Source organism: Vibrio breoganii, assembly GCF_001677275.1.
Taxonomy (GTDB): Bacteria; Pseudomonadota; Gammaproteobacteria; order Enterobacterales; family Vibrionaceae; genus Vibrio; species Vibrio breoganii.
This window is the reverse complement of the sequence record NZ_CP016178.1, coordinates 1,093,115-1,113,723: the sequence shown is the minus strand read 5'-3', so window position 1 is coordinate 1,113,723 and position 20,609 is coordinate 1,093,115. Positions and strand designations below refer to the sequence as shown.

Sequence of the window (20,609 nt, the reverse complement as noted above, 5' to 3'; positions counted from 1 at the left end):
GGAGGCATGATGAGTACTCACCAGCGCGATATCAGCCTTTATTGCCAGCAAGGCCCTTTTCAAATAGCACCATCACATCAAGGTGCGCTCGATGGCTACAGCTTTGTATTTAAAGATCTATTTGATGTGGATGGCTTTACCACAGGTGCGGGTAATCCCACCTGGCTTGCAACACATACAAAGGCACAAAGCACGTCACCCATTATCGAAGCTTTGCTTGAGCAGGGAGCCAGTTGTGTTGGCCGTGTGCAAACCGATGAGCTCGCCTATAGCCTCAATGGCACCAATGTTCACTACGGCACGCCAGTAAATCCGCTCGCACCTGAGTGCATCCCGGGCGGATCTTCAAGTGGTAGTGCAGTGGCCGTCGCCCTTGGACATGCTGACTTTGCCGTCGGTACTGATACGGGCGGCTCGGTACGCGTGCCAGCTAGCTATTGCGGTTTGTACGGACTTAGACCAACCCTTGGGGCGCTCTCTCTTAAGTACTGCTTTGAATTATCTAAGAGTTTTGATACCGCAGGACTGTTTACTCGCGACCTTACGCTGATGAAGACTGTCTTCGAGGCATTAAATCAAGAGCAGCAGCAAGCAAACCAGATCGATACTCTATGCCTTGACCAAGACCTCGCTAAGTTTCTAAGTAAAGATCGCCTGCAAATGCTGACTAAATGGTGTGAAAGTGCAGGCATCAGCATTAAACCGGTGCGCTTCTTGGCAGATATTGGTTTAGATCTTGCCTCTCTTAGTTTGATGTTTAGAACGATTCAGGGCTTTGAGATTATTCAAACCCATGAGCAGTGGCTTAGCCAACATGGCGATAGCCTCGACCCAAGGATCTTAGAGCGAGTGCAATGGGCTCGTACGATCACCGAAGATGATTACCTGTCAGCGAAGAGTGAACAGGCGAACTTTACCCAGTCTTTAGTTAACTGCATCCGAATGTCCAAGGCGGCTTGGTTAATCCCCACCACGCCGATGGGGCCGCCTAAGTTGGATATCGCCGACGCAGCTCTTGCACAATATCGCACAGAGCTGATGGGATTGACTTCTATTGCTGGGCTTGCAGGTCTTCCTCAGCTGCACCTTCCTATGTCAGGGCTGCCCGAGGGCTCAACTGGCGTTTCTTTGGTGGGACTGCCAAACAGCGAGTCGACGCTTATCGCAACGGCACAACGAATGCTTGAAGGAGAAGTATCATGAGTTTTCAAACCGCCTTCACAGCACCACATTCGAAAGCTGCCGAGGTAGGGCAGTCGATATTGGATGCTGGCGGCACTGCCAGTGAGGCAATGGTCGCGGCTGCCGCTATGGTCGCAGTGCAATACCCCCATATGAACAGCATTGGCGGCGACGGATTTTGGCTTATTTGTAAAAAGGGCGAAGCGCCGATCGCTATCGATGCTTGCGGCGCAGCTAGCCTGTCGGTTGACCCAGAGGCATACCGAATAGAACCCTTACTACCAGAAAGTGGTGGGGCATCAGCGATTACTATGGCAGGCACTGTGTCTGGCTGGGATAAGGCATTGCAAATCAATGGCGGAGAGTGTGCATTAGAGCACCTACTTACGCCTGCCATCGAAGCTGCCAACAATGGTATTAGCGTCACTCAGAGCTTAGTGAATGCCAGTGAGAAGACCTTGCAGCGCTTGGGTGGTGCTGAGGAGTTTGCCAAGCTGTACCTCAACAATGGTGAGCCTTTAAAGGTCGCCGATACAGTGAAAAACCCAGCGCTGGCAAGCACTCTAAAGACGCTAGCAAAAAACGGGCTTGATGATTTTTATCGAGGCGACATTGCACGCAGTATCGCCTCTGATCTGCAAAAGTCAGGAAGCCCCTTATCTATAGAAGACTTTCATCAGCATCAGGCTAAGGTATTACCACCACTTAGTGTGGAGATTTCAAAGGGCAAGCTGTTTAATTTTGGCGCGCCAACCCAAGGGGTTGCCTCACTGCTTATTCTGGCCATCTACGACAAGCTTGTGGGTCAGGCACAGCAGGAGATTGAGCATATGCATCTGCTGGTTGAGGCAACCAAGCAGGCGTTCATCATTCGTGACCGCGTTGTTACTGATGAAGCCTATCTCCAGCAGCCTCTGCAATCTTGGCTTACCGACGAGGTGATTGAGGAATGTGTATTGAACATCTCGGCAACGCAAGCACAGCCTTGGCCTCACGTTGCCAAGCCCGGCGATACCATATGGATGGGGGCGACGGATCAATACGGCACTATGGTGAGTTTTATTCAAAGTATTTACTGGGAATTTGGCTCAGGTGTGGTGCTGCCAGAGACGGGAATCCTGTGGAATATACGCAGCCAAAGCTTTTCTCTTGATCCTTCACACCACAATGCTTTACAGCCTGGAAAGAAGCCATTTCACACTCTTAACCCAGCTTATGTCGAGCTTAATGATGGCAGGCGCATGGTGTATGGAACTATGGGCGGTGAAGGCCAACCACAAACTCAAGCCTGCCTATTCAGTCGCTATCTTTATCAGGGTAAAACCCTCGCTCAATCGGTGGCAGAGCCACGATGGTTACTGGGCAGAACTTGGGGAGACTCCGCTAATAATCTCAGGCTGGAGCAAGCACTTTATCAAGAGTACGCAGCGGACTTGACCCTTATGGGACACGATGTCACCGCTGTCGCTGATCACAATGAATTAATGGGCCACGCAGGCGCCGTTGTATTGAATCCACAAGGGGACGCGTCTGCAACCAGCGATCCTCGTAGTGATGGAACCTATTTTCTTGGAGAAACACATGACCAATAACACTGTTTTTGAAACCCTAAACCCACCGCAACGCATGTTGATGGGACCAGGTCCAATCAACGCTTACCCTAGGGTTCATCAGGCGCTCTCTTCTTCTTTGATTGGCCAATACGATCCGGTCATGACGGGTTATATGAACCAAGTTCAGCAGTTGTATCGCGGTGTTTTTCAAACTCAAAATCAGCAGACTATGCTGGTGGATGGCACTGCACGCTCGGGCATTGAGGCGGTATTGGTATCGGTATTGCAGCCGGGCGATAAAGTGCTGATCCCTGTGATTGGTCGCTTTGGCCACTTGCTGTGTGAGATTGCTCAGCGTGTTGGGGCAAAGGTGAAAACCATTGATATCGAGTGGGGCGAGGTGTGCCCGCCAGAGCTTATCGAAAAAGCCATCAAGGAGTTTCAGCCAAAGTTACTGGCGACAGTGCAGGGCGACACGTCCACCACGATGAATCAGCCTCTAAAAGAGATGGGCGAGATATGTCAGCGCCACGATGTGCTGTTCTACTGTGACGCTACCGCTTCTGTTGCAGGCAACCATCTTAAAGCCGATGAATGGCACCTTGATGCCGTATCTGTTGGCTTACAGAAATGTTTGGGAGGGCCGTCTGGCAGCGCGCCAATCACCCTGAGCGACCGCTGTGCTGAGGTCATCAATCGACGCAAACACATTGAGGCTGGCATCCGTGCTGATCACCATGTTGCGGGTGATGAAGCCATGATCCAGTCCAATTACTTTGATCTTGCTATGGTCATGGATTATTGGGGACCAGAGCGTCTTAACCACCATACCGAAGCGACCAGTATGCTGTATGCCGCACGCGAATGTGCTCGCTTGTTTTTAGAAGAAGGCGCAGACCAAGTGGTTGCTCGCCATAAACAAGCAGGCGATGCCATGGCATCGGGTTTACGCGCTATGAGACTGGAGCTGTTTGGTAACCCGCAATTTAAGATGAATAATGTGGTGGGCGTATACATCCCGCAAGGCGTTGATGGTGAAAAGGTGCGCCTTGAATTATTGCACCGCTTTGGTATTGAGATTGGCACTTCATTTGGACCGTTACATGGCAAGATCTGGCGCATCGGCACTATGGGCTTCAACGCTCGCCAAGAGTGCGTATTGACTACTCTTGCTGCGCTGGAATCTATCTTGGTCAAACACAAAGCTAAGATTATCCCAGGCCAAGCGGTAGTTGCAGCCATGGACTATTACAGCCATTAATGCTGACAAGGAATGTGAATAATGACGCAAGGTAGCGGCGAAGAAATATTAAAAAGAGCCGATGAAATGGCCCAATTTAGTGCCATGGAGAAGGGGCTAACTCGGGCTTATCTCACTAAAGAGCATAAGCAAGCACATCAGCAATTATCCCACTGGATGGCCCTAGCAGGGCTAGAGGTTTGGCAAGACAGTGTTGGAAACCAATGGGGAAGAAAGACTTCTGCCAATCCCACCCAACCGACCCTTATCATAGGCTCTCACAGTGATACTGTGGTGAATGCAGGAAAATACGACGGCAACCTTGGTATCTTGCTTGGGTTAGAAGCGCTAAAGCAACTTGAAGGCATCGAGCTGCCGTTTCATGTGGACTTAGTGGCCTTTGCCGATGAAGAGGGCGTGCGTTTCAATACCACTCTTATAGGCTCAAGTGCGACAGCGGGCTGCTTTCAACCTGCATGGCTGGACATCAAGGACCGTGACAATATCGCTATGGGCGAGGCCATGCTGAGCTTTGGTTTACCCCCTGAATTGGCTGGTAAAGACGCGCGATTGCCACAGGAGGTGAAGGCATATCTTGAGGTGCATATTGAGCAAGGCCCAGTACTGGAAGACCTTAACCTGCCGGTTGGGGTGGTGACGGGTATTGCTGGCGCTAAGCGTTATCAACTTTCAGTTAAGGGCATGGCAGGCCATGCTGGTACCGTGCCACATGCTTTGCGTATGGACGCGTTATGTGGTGTTGCTGAGATGATAACGACCATAGAAACCTATGGCTTAGAGCACAATGTGGTTGCAACCGTAGGCAAGTGCAATGTGAAGCCTGGTGCGGTAAATGTAATTCCTGGTGATGTGGTTTTTTCGTTGGATGTTCGTAGTCCAGTACAAGGCGACCTGGAAGTGGCGTGTAATGAACTGCACTCTCAATTGGAAGCGATCGCGCAGCGCCGCGAACTGCAACTGACCTCCGAGCTTACTTATCAAGCCGAAGCCGTACCTTGTAATGCCGAACTGCAGCAGCAGTGGGGCAAGGTTGTCGAAAAACAAACAGGTACCAAGGCGTGCTTTTTACCAAGCGGAGCAGGTCATGATGCCATGGTGATGGCCAACATCACTGATATCGGAATGCTATTTGTGCGCTGCGAGAAAGGCATTAGCCACAACCCACGAGAGCAGGTGAATGCGCAAGATGTCACCGTTGCGCTCAACTGCTTGGTGGATATGGTGCAGCTATTGGCGAACCCAGACTCTGTAGAGGCTTGATATGAAAACTCATCAGCGCCTTGCAGGATTTGGCATTGCTGGCAATAGTGCGGGTCATCTTGACCAAACCGGAGAGATCGCCGCACTTGATGTCAGCGATCAATCGGATAAACCACGCGCCTTGTTTCCATTCTATGTTCCTGACGCAAGCGACGACTATCTGACAGTAGATCCTTATTCATCGCACACCTTACAACTGCCTGTTGACGAGGATGCGATAGTGCAGATGGAACCTGAGCTAGCGATTCGCTTTTCTGTGCAAAAGCCGCTCAACGGGCACGTTATACAGCTAATCCCCAGTGCAATGACAGTTGCTAACGATGCAACCCATCGAAACTGCAAAGCCAGTAAACTTGCCCAGAAAAAGAACTGGGGACAAGCCTCAAAGGGGGTCGCCAATGCGGAAGTCACACTTGATCAGTTTGATAGTGGCTTAGAGTATTTCCGGCTGTGTGGTTTCCACTGCCGCGATGACATCTGGCAACTGACAGGCAAAGATACGGCCTTGACCGACTACACCGTCTTTTATGATGAGCTGACACAGTGGATCAACAGGCAAGTAGCAACACAAAGCGATGAAGGTGCTTTGCATGATATCCAAGGCTTGCTTAAAGCTTCTGATGACTCGAGCGATGTTTACATTATGGTGGGCGCAGTTCGTTATACCGAGTACGGCGAAACCCATAGATTACAGGCGGGCGATAAAACAGCTGTTATTTTGTATGACTCAAGGAAACATAGCGCATGCGAAATACAAAATGAACTAGAGCTATCTGGGGAATGTGCGGGTGAGGGGGTTGTTGGTTTGGTTCAAGGGGTTATAGGTTGTGATCAACAGCTTTAAGTTTTTAGCTGTCAGCGATCAGATTTAACGAAAAGTGCGAAAGAACCTGTCATTCCAGAGCGCTTTTCTGGGCCAGCACACTGGTTGGGAATCTGTTTGTACGAAATACAACGATTAGGTCCCCGCAAAACACCTCGGGGACGACGGTTATGCGTCTACTAAATCCCACCTACTGCCACATCACCAACCCAGCCGCCACGGCAACCAGTAGTAGCGCAAATATATCTTTTCTCGGAATACTTTCCTTCAAATAGAAGAAAGAAACCAACATGGTGAAAAAGATCTCTACCTGCCCCAATGTCTTCACATAAGGCACAGCTTGCAGTGACATGGCGCTAAACCAGCCGAAAGAGCCGACAAAGCTGGCGATACTGGTCATGACTACGAGCTTTGGCTTAGCGAGCATTTGCTTGAGAGTGCCTCTATCCCTTATTAGCAGATAGCCCACCAACATGATGGTTTGCAGCAAGATAACGATAAACAACACCCATGCCGCGCGATGAGGAAATGGTAAAGATAAGCTGAGACTGGCCTCTCGTATCCAAAGGGAGGTGAGGGCAAAGGCGCTGCTACAAGCCAAACCTAGGGCAGCAGTATTGATAGATATGCTTCGAAAGCCTTGCGGACAACTGAGGATCAATACGGCAACGCCTCCCACCAATACCCCTATCCAGCCAAGGAATGTCAAGCTTGTACCAAAGAAGAGTACCCCCAGAAAGGCGGATACAGGCGCCTCAGACTTCGCCAAGCCGGCACCAATAGCGAAATTCTTTTGCTTAAATAGCACCACCATAAGTGCAGTGGCGACTATCTGCATAATCGAAGCGCCAATCAAGAAAAACCAAGAGTGACCAGTAAAGGTGGGTAAATCGGTGGGTTGCCATTGATAAAGCGCGACAAGATAAATGAGTGCCAATGGGCTCGCCCACAGGAAGCGTGCCAGCGTCACCCCAGTGACATTGAGAGTTTTGCTCAACTGACTCTGAAAGGCATTGCGCCATGCCTGACTAAAAGCCGCCAAAAAAGTGAAGAGAATCCAGCTCACAATCATCCTTGGGTGAATAAAATTAACAACTTACTATCCTACAGGGACAATGAGTTATGACAACTTTAAATCCTAGGCCTGAATCGGGATTTTAGTGTGCACAAAACAGAGTATTGAGCCTGCTAAGATACTGGATAAATACTTCGTATTTTCCAGTATGACGTGGGTGTAGAGCTAACAATTGACTATCGCTTAGTGTTAATTTTGGAAGTTGGAAGTTGGAAGTTGGAAGTTGGAAGTTGGAAGTTGGAAGTTGGAAGTTGGAAGTTGGAAGCCGAAAGTCGAAAGCCGAAAAACAGCTGTCATCCTGAACTTGATTCAGGATCTTAGGTACAACCCAATTTCGCTATGTTGAAAAATCACACACGCCCCACGCACGAGACACTATCCGTCGCCTATCTGGTTATTATTAACGCAAATAATCAATATAAGGCTTAAACCATGTCTCACAACCAAGTGTCCCAAACACAACACACTTCATTATTCACTACCCAGTCAGTTGATAACTACGCTTTCTTGCAAAGCGAGCTCAATGAGTTGTATATCCAAGCAATACAGGCAGAAAAGTATGCCACATCAGACACACAATCCAGTTTGGCTAAGATGCGCTTGTTTGTTGAGCTTGCGTGCCATGAACTAGGGCGTTTTTATGGGCTAAAGCCGCCAGTTTCTGGGGATTTAATTAATAAGATCAAGCAGCTTGAGGCCTCAAGTAAGATTGATGCTTGGGTGATTGAAAGCATGAACACATTGCGTTATCTGGGTAATCAGTCAGTACATATCAGTGAAAGCCACGGACACTTTGTCGCGCAAATCACCTTGTCCCATTCACGAATGCGCGAGCTGATGCAAGAAATGCATGACATTGCCAAGTATGTGGCGGGTAAGCTATTAAACATTAGCCAAAATCAGATGCCTGAATGGCAAGAGAACCACTCTCTAGAACTGGCCGATTCCGTTGCTCTTGCGTTAAGTGGTAGCAACCAATCAAGTTATGGCATCGCAAAGTATTTCTTAGATAAGCTTTCTTCCAAAGAGTTTGGTAACAAGCAACAGCGTGCAAATTGGCAGCTTGACCTGGAGTATTGGTCAGACAAAGCAGTTCTTCAGGGATGCACCGATACATGGTTGTTACTGGCTAATGCTTATGCAGAAAAGCATCTAGTGGACAAAACCTCACAAGAGATCAAAGAACTCTACAAAAAAACGCTTCTATTCGATAAAGATGGCGAGGCTCTGCTTGGATTTGGACTTTATCTTACCCGTATTGGAGAGTCGAAGTTAGGGCTCGATTATCTAGCGGAATCCGCCATGAAGGGTAATCATGAAGCTCTTTCATTCATGCTGTCAGTAACCTACAAGCTTGATAACAATGCGTATTTAGAGTTTGTTCAGCAGGGTCTAAAGGTTCAGCACAAGGCTTCGCTAACGCTAGAGTTGTTTGAGAAAATAAAGCGCTATGAGGCAAACCCACAAGATGAAGTCGCGCTGCGATCATTACGTTCAGGCTTAATAGAAGCGGAAGCAAAGAAAGCACCAGCTGTGAACTTTTTCAAAGGCTACGCGGCGTTTATCTCAGACAACAAAGCGGTGTGCAAAGACTTGTCTTCGCAAGAGCGCGCCGATCTGATGGTAGCGTCTTACGAAGATTTACCAATCGCATTGGAAGTGGAAGCTCTATTGGTTGATGTGATCGCTCAAGCTGAGGGGCATCAAGCGTTCTTAACCAAGATCTTTGACCGAGCAGTAGCCCAAACGGATGATTCGCAAAAAGTTGCACACATCAAATCAGTGGTTGCATTGCGATCTATCGACTTGTTTAAAGAAATGCGCTCTGTGAAAACACCAATGCCACTTCGCCAGATGCTACAAGAGGCAGCTAATGAGGGCGATGCAGAGGCACGAACTTACATGAATTCTACCGAAGGAAGGGCCCTACTTAAAAAAGGTGGATTTGGTGTTGAGGGCAATGTGGGCCGTAAGGCTGGCGTTAAAAAGGCTAAAGATAGAAAGAAGAACAAGGCGGCGAAGAAGGCACGTCGTAAGTAGTTTGGGTCGCGCTTTATAAGCGACGTCATCCTGGAAGTTGCATCGCAACTATCCGGTGTGCCGGCTCAGCAGGATCTTAGGGAGTACCTATCTGATTGTGTGCACGCTAAGATCCTGACTTTCGTCAGGATGACGCGGTAGTTCAGTTCACGATTTATAAACAACGACATCCTGGAAGTTGCAGCGCAACTATCCGGTGTGCCGGCTCAGCAGGATCTTAGGGAGTACTTATCTGATTGTGTGCACGCTAAGATCCTGACTTTCGTCAGGATGACGTGGTAGTTGGGTTCTCGCTTTATAACGACGTCATTCTGGAAGTTGCAGAGCAACTATCCAGAATCTTAGTGAGTACTTATCTGATTATGTGCACTCCAAGGTCCTGACTTTCGTCAGGATGACGCTGTGGTTAGGTTCGTGCTTTATAAACTACGTAATTCTGGAAGTTGCAACGCAACTATCCGGTGTGCCGGCCCAGCAGGATCTGTTGAGGGTGCCTATCTGAGTATATGCACCCTAACGTTATTACTACTTAAAACAAGTAGCTATACAAAACACCCGCACCCATAGCCATACCTAGGATTACCGTCAAGAATGCTGCAATCATTTGGTTCTTGAAGATAGACTTAAGCAAGATAACTTCAGTCAAGCTTGCGCCTGCAGAGCCGATGATCAAAGCCATTACTGAGCCCAGTGCCATGCCTTTTTTAACCAGTGCTGCACTAAGAGGAATTACCGCTTCAGCTCGGATGTATAGTGGGATACCGATAACCGCAGCTACTGGAATCGCGTACCATACGTTCTCACCTGCATATTTAGCGATTAGATCCGTTGGAATAAAACCGTAGATAAATGAGCCGATAAAGATACCTAACATCAAGTATGGCAATACTTGTTTAAAGTCTTTCCAAGTTGAGTGCCAGATGCGTACCCAGCGGCTTGGCTCTACTTTTTCTACTGCTAGCGTACCGTCACAGTTAGTTTTCACTTCAACTTGTGCTTCAGAAGAATCACAACAGCTGGTTACTGGTTTTGGCTCGCCGCAGCTTGTAGCTGGCTTCGAATCACCACAGCTTGACGCTTTTGGAGTGTCATCACAGCTAGTACCGCAAGAGCTTGCTACCGCATCATTTTGATATGCTTCTTCGCGAACGTATCTCTCAAAGCCAAGCTTTTCAAGTACATAACCTGCTACTACAGATACTGTCATTGCAATTGCAAAATAGAATAGCGCTACTTGCCAGCCAAATGTCACTACGAACAATCCAATGATTACCGGATTAAGTAGAGGACTTGCAAACAAGAACACCATCATAGGGCCAAATCCAGCTCTAGCGCGCAACAGACCTTTCAAAAACGGGATGGTTGAACATGAGCAGAAAGGGGTGATTGAGCCTAATAGCGCGGCAACAAAATACCCTTTGCCGTTCTTCGAGCTCAGGATCGATTGGATCTTTTCAGGAGTAATAAACTCTTGCAGCACACCAACCAAGTAGCTGATGGCAAGGAATAGCACAGTTAATTCTGCAGCTAAGAATAAAAACATGTGACCGGCTTCTTGCGCCATAGTCATGATTTCGTTGTTCATAATGGTAAACTCTGTATTTCGAATATGTTGGAATTATAGAAATATAATGGAATGAGTCAATCATTTATTTCGATAAAATTAGAAATATAACAGCGAAATTTGCTAACTCATTGAAAATACGAAGATTGAATTTTAATCACATTCGTCGATGCAGCACTCGTTTTGTAGGAAATCGATAACATCGTTGAGATTTTCGTAGAGCGCCAAGCAGTAAAGGGTACGCCCTTCACGGCGCTGAGTGATGAGGTTGGCAGAAGAAAGGCTGGAAATATGATGTGACAATGTAGAACCAGGAATGTCTAATTCTTGCTGAATGTCACCGACAGGGATCCCTTTATGACCCGCACGCACTACCTGTTTGTAGATGGAAAGGCGAGTAGGATGACCAAGTTCTTTAAGGGCTTTTGCGACGTGTTCTAATTGCATGGGGATCTCCAGTTGATATTTCCATGTTAGTGGAAATTTTGCTGGCAGTAAAGAGCGATGCAGGGTATTAGGTACTTGGTGCTTTGGTGCTAGTTCCTAGGATTAGGGAGTAGCCCTAAAAGGTCCCCGAGTTGTTTTATCGGGGACCTTTTAGTTTAAGCAGTGCGAATAGATTCCCGACCAGTGTGCTGGCCCAAAAAAGCGTTCGGGAATAACAGAGCTTTAAAAAACTGACAGCTGAAAGCTTCCAGCTGTCAGCTAGACTCGTCCCTAAGGCCTTTCACCCGTCGCCAACCTACGCTCAATATCCGCTACAACCTCTGGGAAATCAGCAATCGTATCAATTAAGTAGTGCGGATTGCTTTTCTCCAATTTAGCTCGTGCTTTATCGCGGCCTGCTTGCAGTGTTGCTTCATCTGCATCTAGGTATTCTTGAAGTGTTAAACCTGCTTCGTTACCTGATAGCAATAAACCAACGGTCCACATGCCGGCGTTGTGGCCTTCATCAATACCGGGTGCAGCGTCATCAACCTTAATACAAGCTCGAACATCGCTAACGCCTAAATCAATGACATTTTTTAGTGCCATGAATGGAGCCGGGCGACCGCCCTGGGTAAGATCATCGGTAGCGACAACGCAATCGGGTTGATAGCCGTAGTCAGACGCTGCTGTAACCAGTATATCCATGACTTGGCGTGGGTAACCTGAGCATGAGCCAATCTTGATGTTTTTATCTTTAAGCCCTTGAACAACCTCAAGTGCATGAGGGATAGGCGCTGCATGATCCGCTACCTTTGCCTTTTGCAGGGGCATGAAGGTTTGATAGATCTTGTCGATATCTTGCGTGTCCATTGGCTGTCCAAATCGCTCAACCCAGCGTGCGTTTACTGAAGGGATTCGACCGACCGCTTGAATATGGTCCCATTTCCCTAGTCCCATTGGCTCGCGAGCCTCTTCTAATGTTAGATCGAAGTCGTATTCTGTCTTGAATGCTTCAACAAAGATGCTAGTTGGTGCAAATGAACCAAAATCTACAATAGTGCCGGCCCAATCGAAGATGACGGCTTGGATTGGTGAAACAGGTGAGTTAGACATAGTTAAAATCCTTACATACTTTTGCAATCGCACGTTCAAATATTTGAAGTGCACTAGTGAGTTCTTCACGAGAGATGATCAGAGGCGGGCTCAGCTGGATCACGTTACCTTGTGACACTTTGAAGCTCAGACCATCGTTTAAACATTGGTATAAAGCCGCTTCGGCTTCGTCGAAGGCGCGCTCTTTGGTGACATGATTGGTGACCAGTTCGACGCCCCATAAAAGCCCGATGCCTCGCACATCTCCAATCACTGGATATTGCGCCTTCATGCGCTCAAGCTCGGCTTTAACAAACACGCTATCTGCACGTACTTTGTCTAGCAGCTGGTCTTGTTCAATGGTGTTGATGGTGGCAAGAGCAGCCGCGCAGCCAATAGGGCTCTTTTCATGGGTATAGTGACCCAGTGATACTTGAGCCGCTGTGTTGTATTTGTCTTTTGTTACCATGGCTGCAATTGGCACCACACCGCCGCCTAAGCCTTTACCAATACATAGAATATCCGGTTCAATATCATAGGCTTGGTAGGTAAACCATTCGCCGCTGCGTCCCATGCCATTTGGGATGTCATCAATGATGAGCATGACATTGTGTTTGTCACAAATCTCTCGCACACGCTTCCAATAGGCCTTGCTTGGAACCTGTACATCGGTGTTGCGAACGGCCTCAGCAATGAGGGCGCCAATGCCCCCTTCTTTCTCGATGACGTACTCTAAATAGTCGGCATAATGCACATCGCTACCGTCTTGAGACGGCAAGGCACCTCGATAAGATACTGCTGGAGGAATGCGCTCCACCCCTGACATTAGCGGTCCCATGCCCTCACGAAAACAGGCCTCGCCACCTACGGATATGGCATCTAGAGAGGCGCCGTGAAACGAGTCCCAAAGTGAAACCACTTTGAAATTTTTGGTAATGTGGCGAGCAAGCTTGAGCGCCATGCCCACCACAGAAGTACCACCGGGTGCGAACAGCACGCGGTTTAGTTCTCCACCACAAATCTCAGTGAGCTTTTCAGCACAAGAAACAGCGGCTTCGTTGGTAAAACGGCGTGGAGAAAAAGGCAGTTTCGCCAATTGCTCACTAATGGCATTCAGTACCGCAGGGTGACCATGGCCAAGCTGGTGGACATTATTACCGTGAAAATCCATGTACCTTTTACCGTGAGTATCTTCTAGGTAGATACCATCAGCGCCTTCCAGTGAATCGAGACAAGGCGTCGACATCGCTTGATGCAGAAACACCTCAGAATCTCGTTTTAGGAGCGCTTGAGTGGGTGCATGTTGTAAAGATTCATTCCAAAGCGTACGTGCAGGGGTAGTATTGACGTCCCCTTCACTTCGAAAATGCGTAGAAGCAGTTGCCGCAGTCATTACACCACCTCCCAGTACATGCTTTGCTTCACAGCAATAATTAAGCGTTTGATGTCTTCTGGATAGACTTCACCTATATTGCCAATGCGAAAGCAATCGGCGTTAGAGACCTTACCTGGGTAGATAACAAAGCCTTTTTCTTTCAATCGGTTATAGAACTCTTTGAACTGATAGTCACTATGTGTTGGTGAGTAGAAAGAGGTAATGATTGGCGAATGTAGCTCTTCATTTAACAAGGGTGCGAAACCCAGCGAGCGCATACCTTGTACCAACGTTGTTTGGTTTTCTGTGTAGCGTGCTTCTCGCGCCTCGATGCCACCTTCGGATTCAAGCTCAAGTAATGCCTGATAAAAGGCGCGCACGGTATGGGTCGGCGAAGTAAAGCGCCACTTGCCGTGGTTGTCCTGCATACACTTCCACTGCGCATAAAGGTCTAAGCTGAGAGAACGGGCTAAACCGTGACACTTTTCTAGTTCACTTTGTTTCGCGATGACGAAACCAAATCCAGGTACACCTTGGATGCATTTATTGGCAGAGCTGATCATAAAATCGACGCCCATCTCACCAATATCCATCTGGATTCCGCCAAAGCTGGACATAGCATCAAGGATGACCACCTTGTTGTAACGCTTAGCCAGAGAGATTAACTCTTTGATTGGGTTCAGCATTCCAGTTGTGGTTTCACAATGGACCACTGCAAGGTGAGTAATATCACTATCACGCTGAAGCAACGCTTCAACAGCATCAAGGGAAGGTCGGCTCGTCTCGCCAGGAGCTAATGTCTCACAGGCAATATTAAGGTAGCCGGCGATCTCTGCCATGCGCGCTCCATAAGCGCCATTGTCGACCACTAAAAGCTTGCCGTTACTAGGAATCGCCGAGCCAATAGTGGCTTCAACAGAGGCTGTACCGCTACCTTGCATGAATACACTGGTGTAACCGGATTGGTTGGTAGCCAGTGTTACCAACTTGCTACGAATGACCTCAACGATCTCTTTGTTGTATTCGTCATCCCAAGTACACCAATCCTTAAGCATGGCCTCACGAACGGTTTCTGAAGTTGATAGGGGACCAGGTGTCAGTAATAGATATTCATTTCTCATTATCTTTTCTCATTTGGACTACACCAATTAATATTTGTACCTTAACAAGGCACAGTTCGATGAGTAAATAGGCAGAAAACAGATTTCATAAAACCTTCATCTAACGGTGTAATCTGTCAATAATTACTCTATTTCGTCTTATAAATGCCATTTTTTGTTCATTGAGTCGTAATAAAACCGCTCTAACCTAAGTCTCGTTATCTGGTACAGACCATCAATATTTAAGGAATAAAAAGATGAAAAACCGTTTTATTAAGGGCTCTCTAGCGGCGCTAGTAGCGACACTGGCAACCAATGCATTTGCAGCAACGGAAGTGACGGTTTACACCGCTTTTGAGGCAGACATTCTTGCTAAGTATAAAAATGCGTTCGAACAAGCTAATCCAGATATCCAAATTAAATGGGTACGCGATTCAACGGGTATCATGACGGCGAAGTTGTTGGCAGAAAAAAACAACCCACAAGCAGAAGTAGTGTGGGGATTGGCTGGCTCTTCAATGGCGCTATTGAAAGAAGAAGGCATTCTTAAGCCATACACACCAAATGGCCTAGACAAGCTACGTGTAGAGTTGAACGACCCACAAGGTGAACAGGCGTGGTACGGCAACGATGCATTCTTTAACGCTGTTTGTTTCAATGAAACAGTCGCTAAGCAACTTGACCTTCCAAAACCAACATCGTGGGAAGACCTAACTAACCCTGTATACAAAGGCCAAATCGCAATGCCGAACCCTGCATCATCAGGCACGGGTTACATGCAGGTATCTGCGTGGCTACAAAACATGGGTGAAGATAAAGGTTGGGCATACATGAAAGACCTTCACCAGAACATCGCACACTACACACATTCTGGTTCTAAGCCATGTGTAGAGGCGGGTATGGGTGAGGTTGCTATCGGTATTTCTATGGCAAGCCGCGGCGCGAAACTAAAAACTCAAGGTGCACCGCTAGATGTGATTACTCCTGCTGGTATTGGCTGGGAATCTGAAGCCGTTGGTCTAGTAGCGCGGTCTGATGCTGCAAAGCGTGTAGTTGATTGGTCTATCTCAAAAGAAGCAAACGAGCTTTACATTGAAATGTACCCAGTTGTAGGTCACAAAGACGTAGAAGCAACCATCGCCAACTTCCCGAACGTACAAAAGAAAATGGCGAAAATGGACTTCGCCCGCATGGGTAACGAGCGCTCAGACGTTCTAAAAACATGGTCTGATAAGTTTGACGGTAAGTCTGAAGCGAAGTAATTCGAGCAGTAAGAGCGAAGTATAATCAAACGTCATCCTGACGAAATTCAGGATCTTGGGGAGCACACTATTAGTTAGGCTGCTTCTAAGATCCTTATATGGACCCCCTCGGTAAATCAACAAAGAATTTGGAAAACAAGTATAGATGCGCACTTATATACGGGCTTTATTGAGGAGCTACCTCGCCCTAAAATGTAGTCGCACCAGTAGGCTATTTCTCGATATCGGCAAGTCTACTGCCTCGAATCTTATCTAGCTCATACTGGTCGGTCTTACCTGTCTTACATCGCTCTTCGTTGACTATGCTCGGTCTATCATGACAATTTAATTGGCTGATAGTCCGAATCATTCTTTAATAAAGCATAAGCGGTTCGAACGGTTTTGTTCGCTAAAGCAATTGCAGCGATCTTTTTTCCTCGCCGTTCGACTAGCGCTTGTAACCACTGCTCTTTGTTTGTTGTCGCTGGACGGTTTAATACATGAGTGATAACGGAAAGCGCTCCTTGAAATAAAATTGAACGAAGTCGCTTATCCGCACTGTACTTAGATATATGTCCAATACGCTCTTTCCCGCCGGAACTGTTCTGTTTAGGTGTTAGCCCTATATTAGCGGATGCTTCTCGGCCATTAGAAAAGTTTTCACCTCGCCCTAATCGTAACGCTAACCCTAGCGCCCCTAACGGACCGACCCCTTCTAGCTTCATCAGCTTTTTGCAAATATGATGCGACTTAACCAAAGATTCGAGCTGCCTATCTAGTTCTTGCAAGTGTTCAATTTGGCACAATAAATGTGACCATGACCTGTGTAGCGCCGTTCTAAAACTATCAGGTAAAAAGTTATCAGCATCTTCTAGGATGAAAGGGATTTCCTTTCTTAACTTAGATAGGCCTTGCGGTAGAATAACTCCGAACTCAGCTAATACTCCTCGCATCTGGTTACTTTGTGCGACTAGTTGAACCTTAGCCAAGTGTCGCATACGCTCTAACGATTGAAGTGCCTGCTCCTCAGTTGAGTGAATATGAGTACCATGGATGTGCTCTTGCTGTGCTGCAACACCAATGGCTAAAGCATCATTCCTATCTGTCTTTTGCTTGGTTTGAAATGCTTTTACGGCTCTGGCGTTGATGACTTTTACAATGTGGCCTGCGCTAATTGCGAATCGAGCCCAGTAGTGTGCACTGCCACAGGCTTCCATAGCCACGAGGGCTTGTTTTTCATTTATCAGAATTTCTTTGAGTTTTGCTCGACTGACTTCGCGGTTGTAAATGACTTTTCCGTTAGGGCAGAGTTTGCAAACTTGGAATACATTCTTTGCTAAATCAATAGCTAATAGATTAGGCTTAGTCATGTATGGGCTCCTTTGGCTAATCTTTAGTCGGATTAAGACCGTAGCTCCTCAAGGAGAGGGAGTCCATACATCTGGATAGTTGCTCTGCAACTTCCAGGATGACGGTATTGATGACACTATAAGAAAGGGCATTCAAGAAGCACGAATATACCCCAGTTCGTCATCCTGATGAAAACTGGAAGCCAGCCCAGCAGGATCTTAGGGTGCACATAGCAGAAATCAACACTCTCCAAGATCCTGGATAATTGCTCTGCAATTTCCAGGATGACGATAACCTTGTATCTAATCTAGCTGGCCACTACAACCTTCCGATCAATCGGTGTTGCATTAATCGGCAGGTGCACAACCGCAGCTACCAGTGCCAACGCAACCGTAGACCACCAAATAGGTTCGTACGAACCGTAATGATCGTAGATGCTGCCGCCAACCCAAGCGCCCAAGAAGCTGCCGATTTGGTGACTAAAGAATACTAATCCATACAGCGTCGACATGTATTGCGGTCCAAAAATTTGGCGTACTAAGCCTGAAGTCAGTGGCACCGTACCTAGCCAAACGAAGCCAATCGCACCACCAAATATTGTCGCACTGAACTCGGTGATTGGCAGAGTTACAAACGCGGCGATGATGGCTGCGCGAAGCAAGTAAAGCACGAAGCTAATGTGTCGTTTATCGAACTTATCCGCCATCATGCCCCAAAAATATGAGCCAAAGATGTTGAAGATACCTACATAGGCGAGCGCCATAGCCGCGCTTGATGCAGGTAGGTTTTTATCCGCCAAGTAGCTTGGCAAGTGGGTGGCGATAAACATTACGTGAAAGCCACATACGAAGAAGCCAAGATGGATCAGCCAATACCCTCTGTGAGCAAATGCCTCTTTTATCGCCTCTTTAAGGGTGATGTCATCATGGTGTTTTGGCTCTTGAGCGTTGGTGACCTTGGCTTTCTTGTTGCTCTTCATAAAGGCAACAAACGCAATGATCAAGGTACACAGCATAGCAAAGCCCTGCATCGCACCCTGCCAACCGAAGTTCGCCAGCATAGTCTGTGCGCCTGGGATCATGGCAAACATACCAAAAGAGCCCGCAGCCGTGGTTAAGCCAAATGCTTTAGCTGCATGTTGAGCTGGAACCACTTTTGCTACTACGCCAAGAATGATCACGTAGCTAGTGGCACTCAAACCAAGCCCCACTAAGGCGCCCAATGACAAATACACTACAGCAGTAGAAGTGGTAATTGAGGTCAAAAACAGCCCCAAGCCATAAGCCAGCGCACCCATAATGATGATGCGCTTAGCACCCCATTTATCTGCGGCCATGCCAACGAAGGGTTGGAACATGCCAAACAGCAGGTTTTGCAGTGCGATAGCAAGGCTGAAAAACTCACGACCCGTATCAAAGTAATCTGAGATTGGCATCATAAAGATACCAAACGACTGCCTGATACCTAGGCTGATGATTAATATACCAATCCCTATCCACACAACAGGTGGGAAACGAAAAATGCTCATGTGTGGCTCCTAGTGATGGTGCTTGTGTTGGTGGTGTTCGGCGGCGTGCATGTGACCCTCTATAGAATCATGCTGGTGGCAACCGGCCGCCATGGCTTGCTCTGCAAGTACATCTAGCATGGGTTGGCAGTTATGCACCGCCAGCAAACTGACGCTGAGCGCGAGTGTCCAGCGTACTAATTGTGCGGTCAAAGATTGTGAGAACATATGCAAAGGTTGTTCGAAAATAAAGGCGCGAATACTAAGGATAGAGCACCCATGAAGCAAATGATAAAAAGGGGATTAGTGTATGCGGTTTATGCATATATTAGAGAAATTAGCTGTCAGCTGTCAGCTGTCAGCCGCAAGCTGCAAGTTGCAAGTCGCAAGTCTTTTCTGGGCCAGCACTCTGGTTGGGCATCTGCTTGTATGTATTGATATTGACAGGTCCCCGATAGAAGCGCTCGGGGACGACGGTTTGTTTAGCATCTGTTTTTAAAAGTCTACCCAGAGCCTAGGACCCATTTCCCTAGAACCCTGCATCCCTTCCAAAATTGTCATAATTTGTCTACTTAAGTGTAATCTGCTTGTCATGCAATAAAACTATGGTTGGTATATACCATTTGGAGGGTGTTATGGATACCAATCAAACCTATTTACAGATTAACAACGTAGTGAAGCAATTCGGTCAGTTCACTGCACTTAAAGATATTTCATTGAGCATTAACAAGGGCGAGTTTGTGTGCTTTCTTGGCCCTTCAGGCTGTGGAAAGACAACCTTACTGCGCGCTATTGCAGGCTTAGATTTGCCAACTTACGGGCAGATTGAGCAAGCAGAGAAAGATATCACCTTTTTACCACCAGAGAAGCGTGACTTTGGCATTGTGTTTCAGTCTTACGCGCTTTTCCCTAACCTGACGGTTTCAGAAAACATCGCTATTGGCTTGCGCAATCAAGGCTCAAGTAAATCTGAAGCAGAAGAAGCGGTGAATCAATGGCTAGAAACCATTGGCCTACCAACCTCAGGCAAAAAATACCCTAGTCAGCTATCTGGTGGTCAGCAGCAACGTATTGCCCTGGCTCGCGCCCTTGCGCTGTCTCCGGGTTTATTGTTGCTAGATGAACCACTATCGGCGCTAGATGCGAAAGTACGTACTCACCTTCGTGAAGAAATCTGTCTTCTGCAACGCAAGTTGGGCATCACTACCGTCATGGTGACTCACGATCAGGAAGAAGCGCTATCAATGGCTGACCGCATCGTGGTGATGAACCATGGCGTGATTGAGCAGGTAGGAACGCCGCAAGAGATCTATGAAAAGCCAGCCACACGCTTTGTTGCTGAGTTCGTGGGCAGCATGAACTTCCTTGAAGCGAAGAAAGTGAGTGACACCCAAGTGCTAGTGCATGATCACTTGATTGACGTTGAGTGTGCTAAGTACATGCAAAACAAGGTGGTTTCTGAAGCTTTGGGCGACAAGTTCGAATTGGCCTTAAGACCAGAAAGCCTGTTCTTTACTGAATCCAATGAAAACTCACTCACAGTACTGATTGAAATGCTTGAATTCCAAGGTGCTTATATGCGAGTTGACTGCCGCATCTATGGCCACCCTGAATTACCACTGATTGGCGTTGATGTGCCGGTCAGAGAAGCAAGAAAGCTCAACTTGAAGCTTCATGAAATACGCTACCTCGAGTTTGTCACTAAGCATATGCATGCCTACCCACTCGCGAAACAAACCGTGCAAGAGGCGGCCTAG

Annotated in this window: 17 protein-coding genes; 8 read left to right on the top strand and 9 right to left on the bottom strand. The window is 47.5% G+C overall.

The features are described 5' to 3' along the window. Positions 1–9 precede the first annotated feature (9 nt). Genes A6E01_RS17800 through A6E01_RS17780 form a run of 5 tightly spaced genes read left to right on the top strand, consistent with a single transcriptional unit; the run spans position 10 to position 6,100 of the window. The gene (locus A6E01_RS17800; protein ID WP_065210897.1) at positions 10–1,203 is read left to right on the top strand and encodes an amidase; all 1,194 of its coding nucleotides are present in this window, start codon (positions 10–12) and stop codon (positions 1,201–1,203) included. Beyond that, positions 1,200–2,774 (top strand): gamma-glutamyltransferase family protein, encoded by a 1,575-nt coding sequence (locus tag A6E01_RS17795; RefSeq protein WP_065210896.1) that lies wholly within the window; start codon positions 1,200–1,202, stop codon positions 2,772–2,774. Before A6E01_RS17800 ends, A6E01_RS17795 begins: the two co-directional genes overlap by 4 nt. Beyond that, on the top strand, positions 2,764–3,996 hold the full coding sequence (locus A6E01_RS17790) for a pyridoxal-phosphate-dependent aminotransferase family protein (protein WP_017029516.1): 1,233 nt from the start codon (positions 2,764–2,766) through the stop codon (positions 3,994–3,996). Before A6E01_RS17795 ends, A6E01_RS17790 begins: the two co-directional genes overlap by 11 nt. Positions 3,997–4,017: 21 nt before the next feature. Further along, a complete protein-coding gene (locus A6E01_RS17785; protein ID WP_065210895.1) occupies positions 4,018–5,256 on the top strand; it encodes an allantoate amidohydrolase in 1,239 nt (412 codons plus the stop codon). A gap of 1 nt (position 5,257) precedes the next feature. Continuing rightward, complete coding sequence (locus A6E01_RS17780) at positions 5,258–6,100, top strand: DUF5718 family protein (RefSeq protein ID WP_065210894.1); 843 nt, start codon at positions 5,258–5,260, stop codon at positions 6,098–6,100. Between the two features lie 169 nt (positions 6,101–6,269). On the opposite strand, the gene A6E01_RS17775 is transcribed toward A6E01_RS17780, so the two are convergent. After that, positions 6,270–7,151 carry a DMT family transporter gene (locus A6E01_RS17775; protein ID WP_065210893.1) on the bottom strand — a complete coding sequence of 294 codons (882 nt, stop codon included), beginning with the start codon at positions 7,149–7,151 and terminating at the stop codon, positions 6,270–6,272. Positions 7,152–7,586: 435 nt separating this feature from the next. On the opposite strand from A6E01_RS17775, the gene A6E01_RS17770 reads away from it, so the two are divergent. Next, positions 7,587–9,194 (top strand): DUF4145 domain-containing protein, encoded by a 1,608-nt coding sequence (locus tag A6E01_RS17770; RefSeq protein WP_065210892.1) that lies wholly within the window; start codon positions 7,587–7,589, stop codon positions 9,192–9,194. Positions 9,195–9,723: 529 nt separating this feature from the next. Here the strand turns inward: A6E01_RS17770 and A6E01_RS17765 are convergent. The 5 genes from A6E01_RS17765 to phnW form a co-directional block, all read right to left on the bottom strand. Next, on the bottom strand, positions 9,724–10,779 hold the full coding sequence (locus A6E01_RS17765; protein WP_065210891.1) for a permease: 1,056 nt from the start codon (positions 10,777–10,779) through the stop codon (positions 9,724–9,726). Between the two features lie 132 nt (positions 10,780–10,911). Beyond that, positions 10,912–11,205, bottom strand: a complete 294-nt coding sequence (locus A6E01_RS17760; protein ID WP_017029510.1) for an ArsR/SmtB family transcription factor — start codon at positions 11,203–11,205, stop codon at positions 10,912–10,914. Positions 11,206–11,475: 270 nt separating this feature from the next. Next, entirely contained in the window at positions 11,476–12,300 is an 825-nt protein-coding gene (phnX, locus tag A6E01_RS17755; protein WP_065210890.1) for a phosphonoacetaldehyde hydrolase, read from the bottom strand. Beyond that, positions 12,293–13,672 carry an aspartate aminotransferase family protein gene (locus A6E01_RS17750; protein WP_065210889.1) on the bottom strand — a complete coding sequence of 460 codons (1,380 nt, stop codon included), beginning with the start codon at positions 13,670–13,672 and terminating at the stop codon, positions 12,293–12,295. The genes phnX and A6E01_RS17750 overlap by 8 nt, the downstream gene beginning before the upstream one ends. Beyond that, positions 13,672–14,775, bottom strand: coding sequence for a 2-aminoethylphosphonate--pyruvate transaminase (phnW, locus tag A6E01_RS17745; RefSeq protein WP_065210888.1), 1,104 nt, complete (start codon positions 14,773–14,775; stop codon positions 13,672–13,674). Before phnW ends, A6E01_RS17750 begins: the two co-directional genes overlap by 1 nt. A gap of 236 nt (positions 14,776–15,011) precedes the next feature. Between phnW and A6E01_RS17740 the strand changes: the two genes are divergently transcribed. Next, a complete protein-coding gene (locus tag A6E01_RS17740) occupies positions 15,012–16,016 on the top strand; it encodes a putative 2-aminoethylphosphonate ABC transporter substrate-binding protein (protein WP_065210887.1) in 1,005 nt (334 codons plus the stop codon). 314 nt (positions 16,017–16,330) lie between these two features. Here the strand turns inward: A6E01_RS17740 and A6E01_RS17735 are convergent, their stop codons facing one another. The 3 genes from A6E01_RS17735 to A6E01_RS17725 form a co-directional block, all read right to left on the bottom strand. Continuing rightward, positions 16,331–17,365 carry an IS110 family RNA-guided transposase gene (locus A6E01_RS17735; RefSeq protein WP_065210886.1) on the bottom strand — a complete coding sequence of 345 codons (1,035 nt, stop codon included), beginning with the start codon at positions 17,363–17,365 and terminating at the stop codon, positions 16,331–16,333. A gap of 287 nt (positions 17,366–17,652) precedes the next feature. Beyond that, on the bottom strand, positions 17,653–18,873 hold the full coding sequence (locus A6E01_RS17730; RefSeq protein WP_017029504.1) for an MFS transporter: 1,221 nt from the start codon (positions 18,871–18,873) through the stop codon (positions 17,653–17,655). A 9-nt stretch (positions 18,874–18,882) separates the two neighbouring features. Further along, a complete protein-coding gene (locus tag A6E01_RS17725) occupies positions 18,883–19,080 on the bottom strand; it encodes a hypothetical protein (protein WP_065210885.1) in 198 nt (65 codons plus the stop codon). Positions 19,081–19,487: 407 nt separating this feature from the next. Here A6E01_RS17725 and A6E01_RS17715 point away from each other — a divergent pair, with 407 nt between their 5' ends. Then, complete coding sequence (locus tag A6E01_RS17715) at positions 19,488–20,609, top strand: putative 2-aminoethylphosphonate ABC transporter ATP-binding protein (RefSeq protein WP_065210883.1); 1,122 nt, start codon at positions 19,488–19,490, stop codon at positions 20,607–20,609.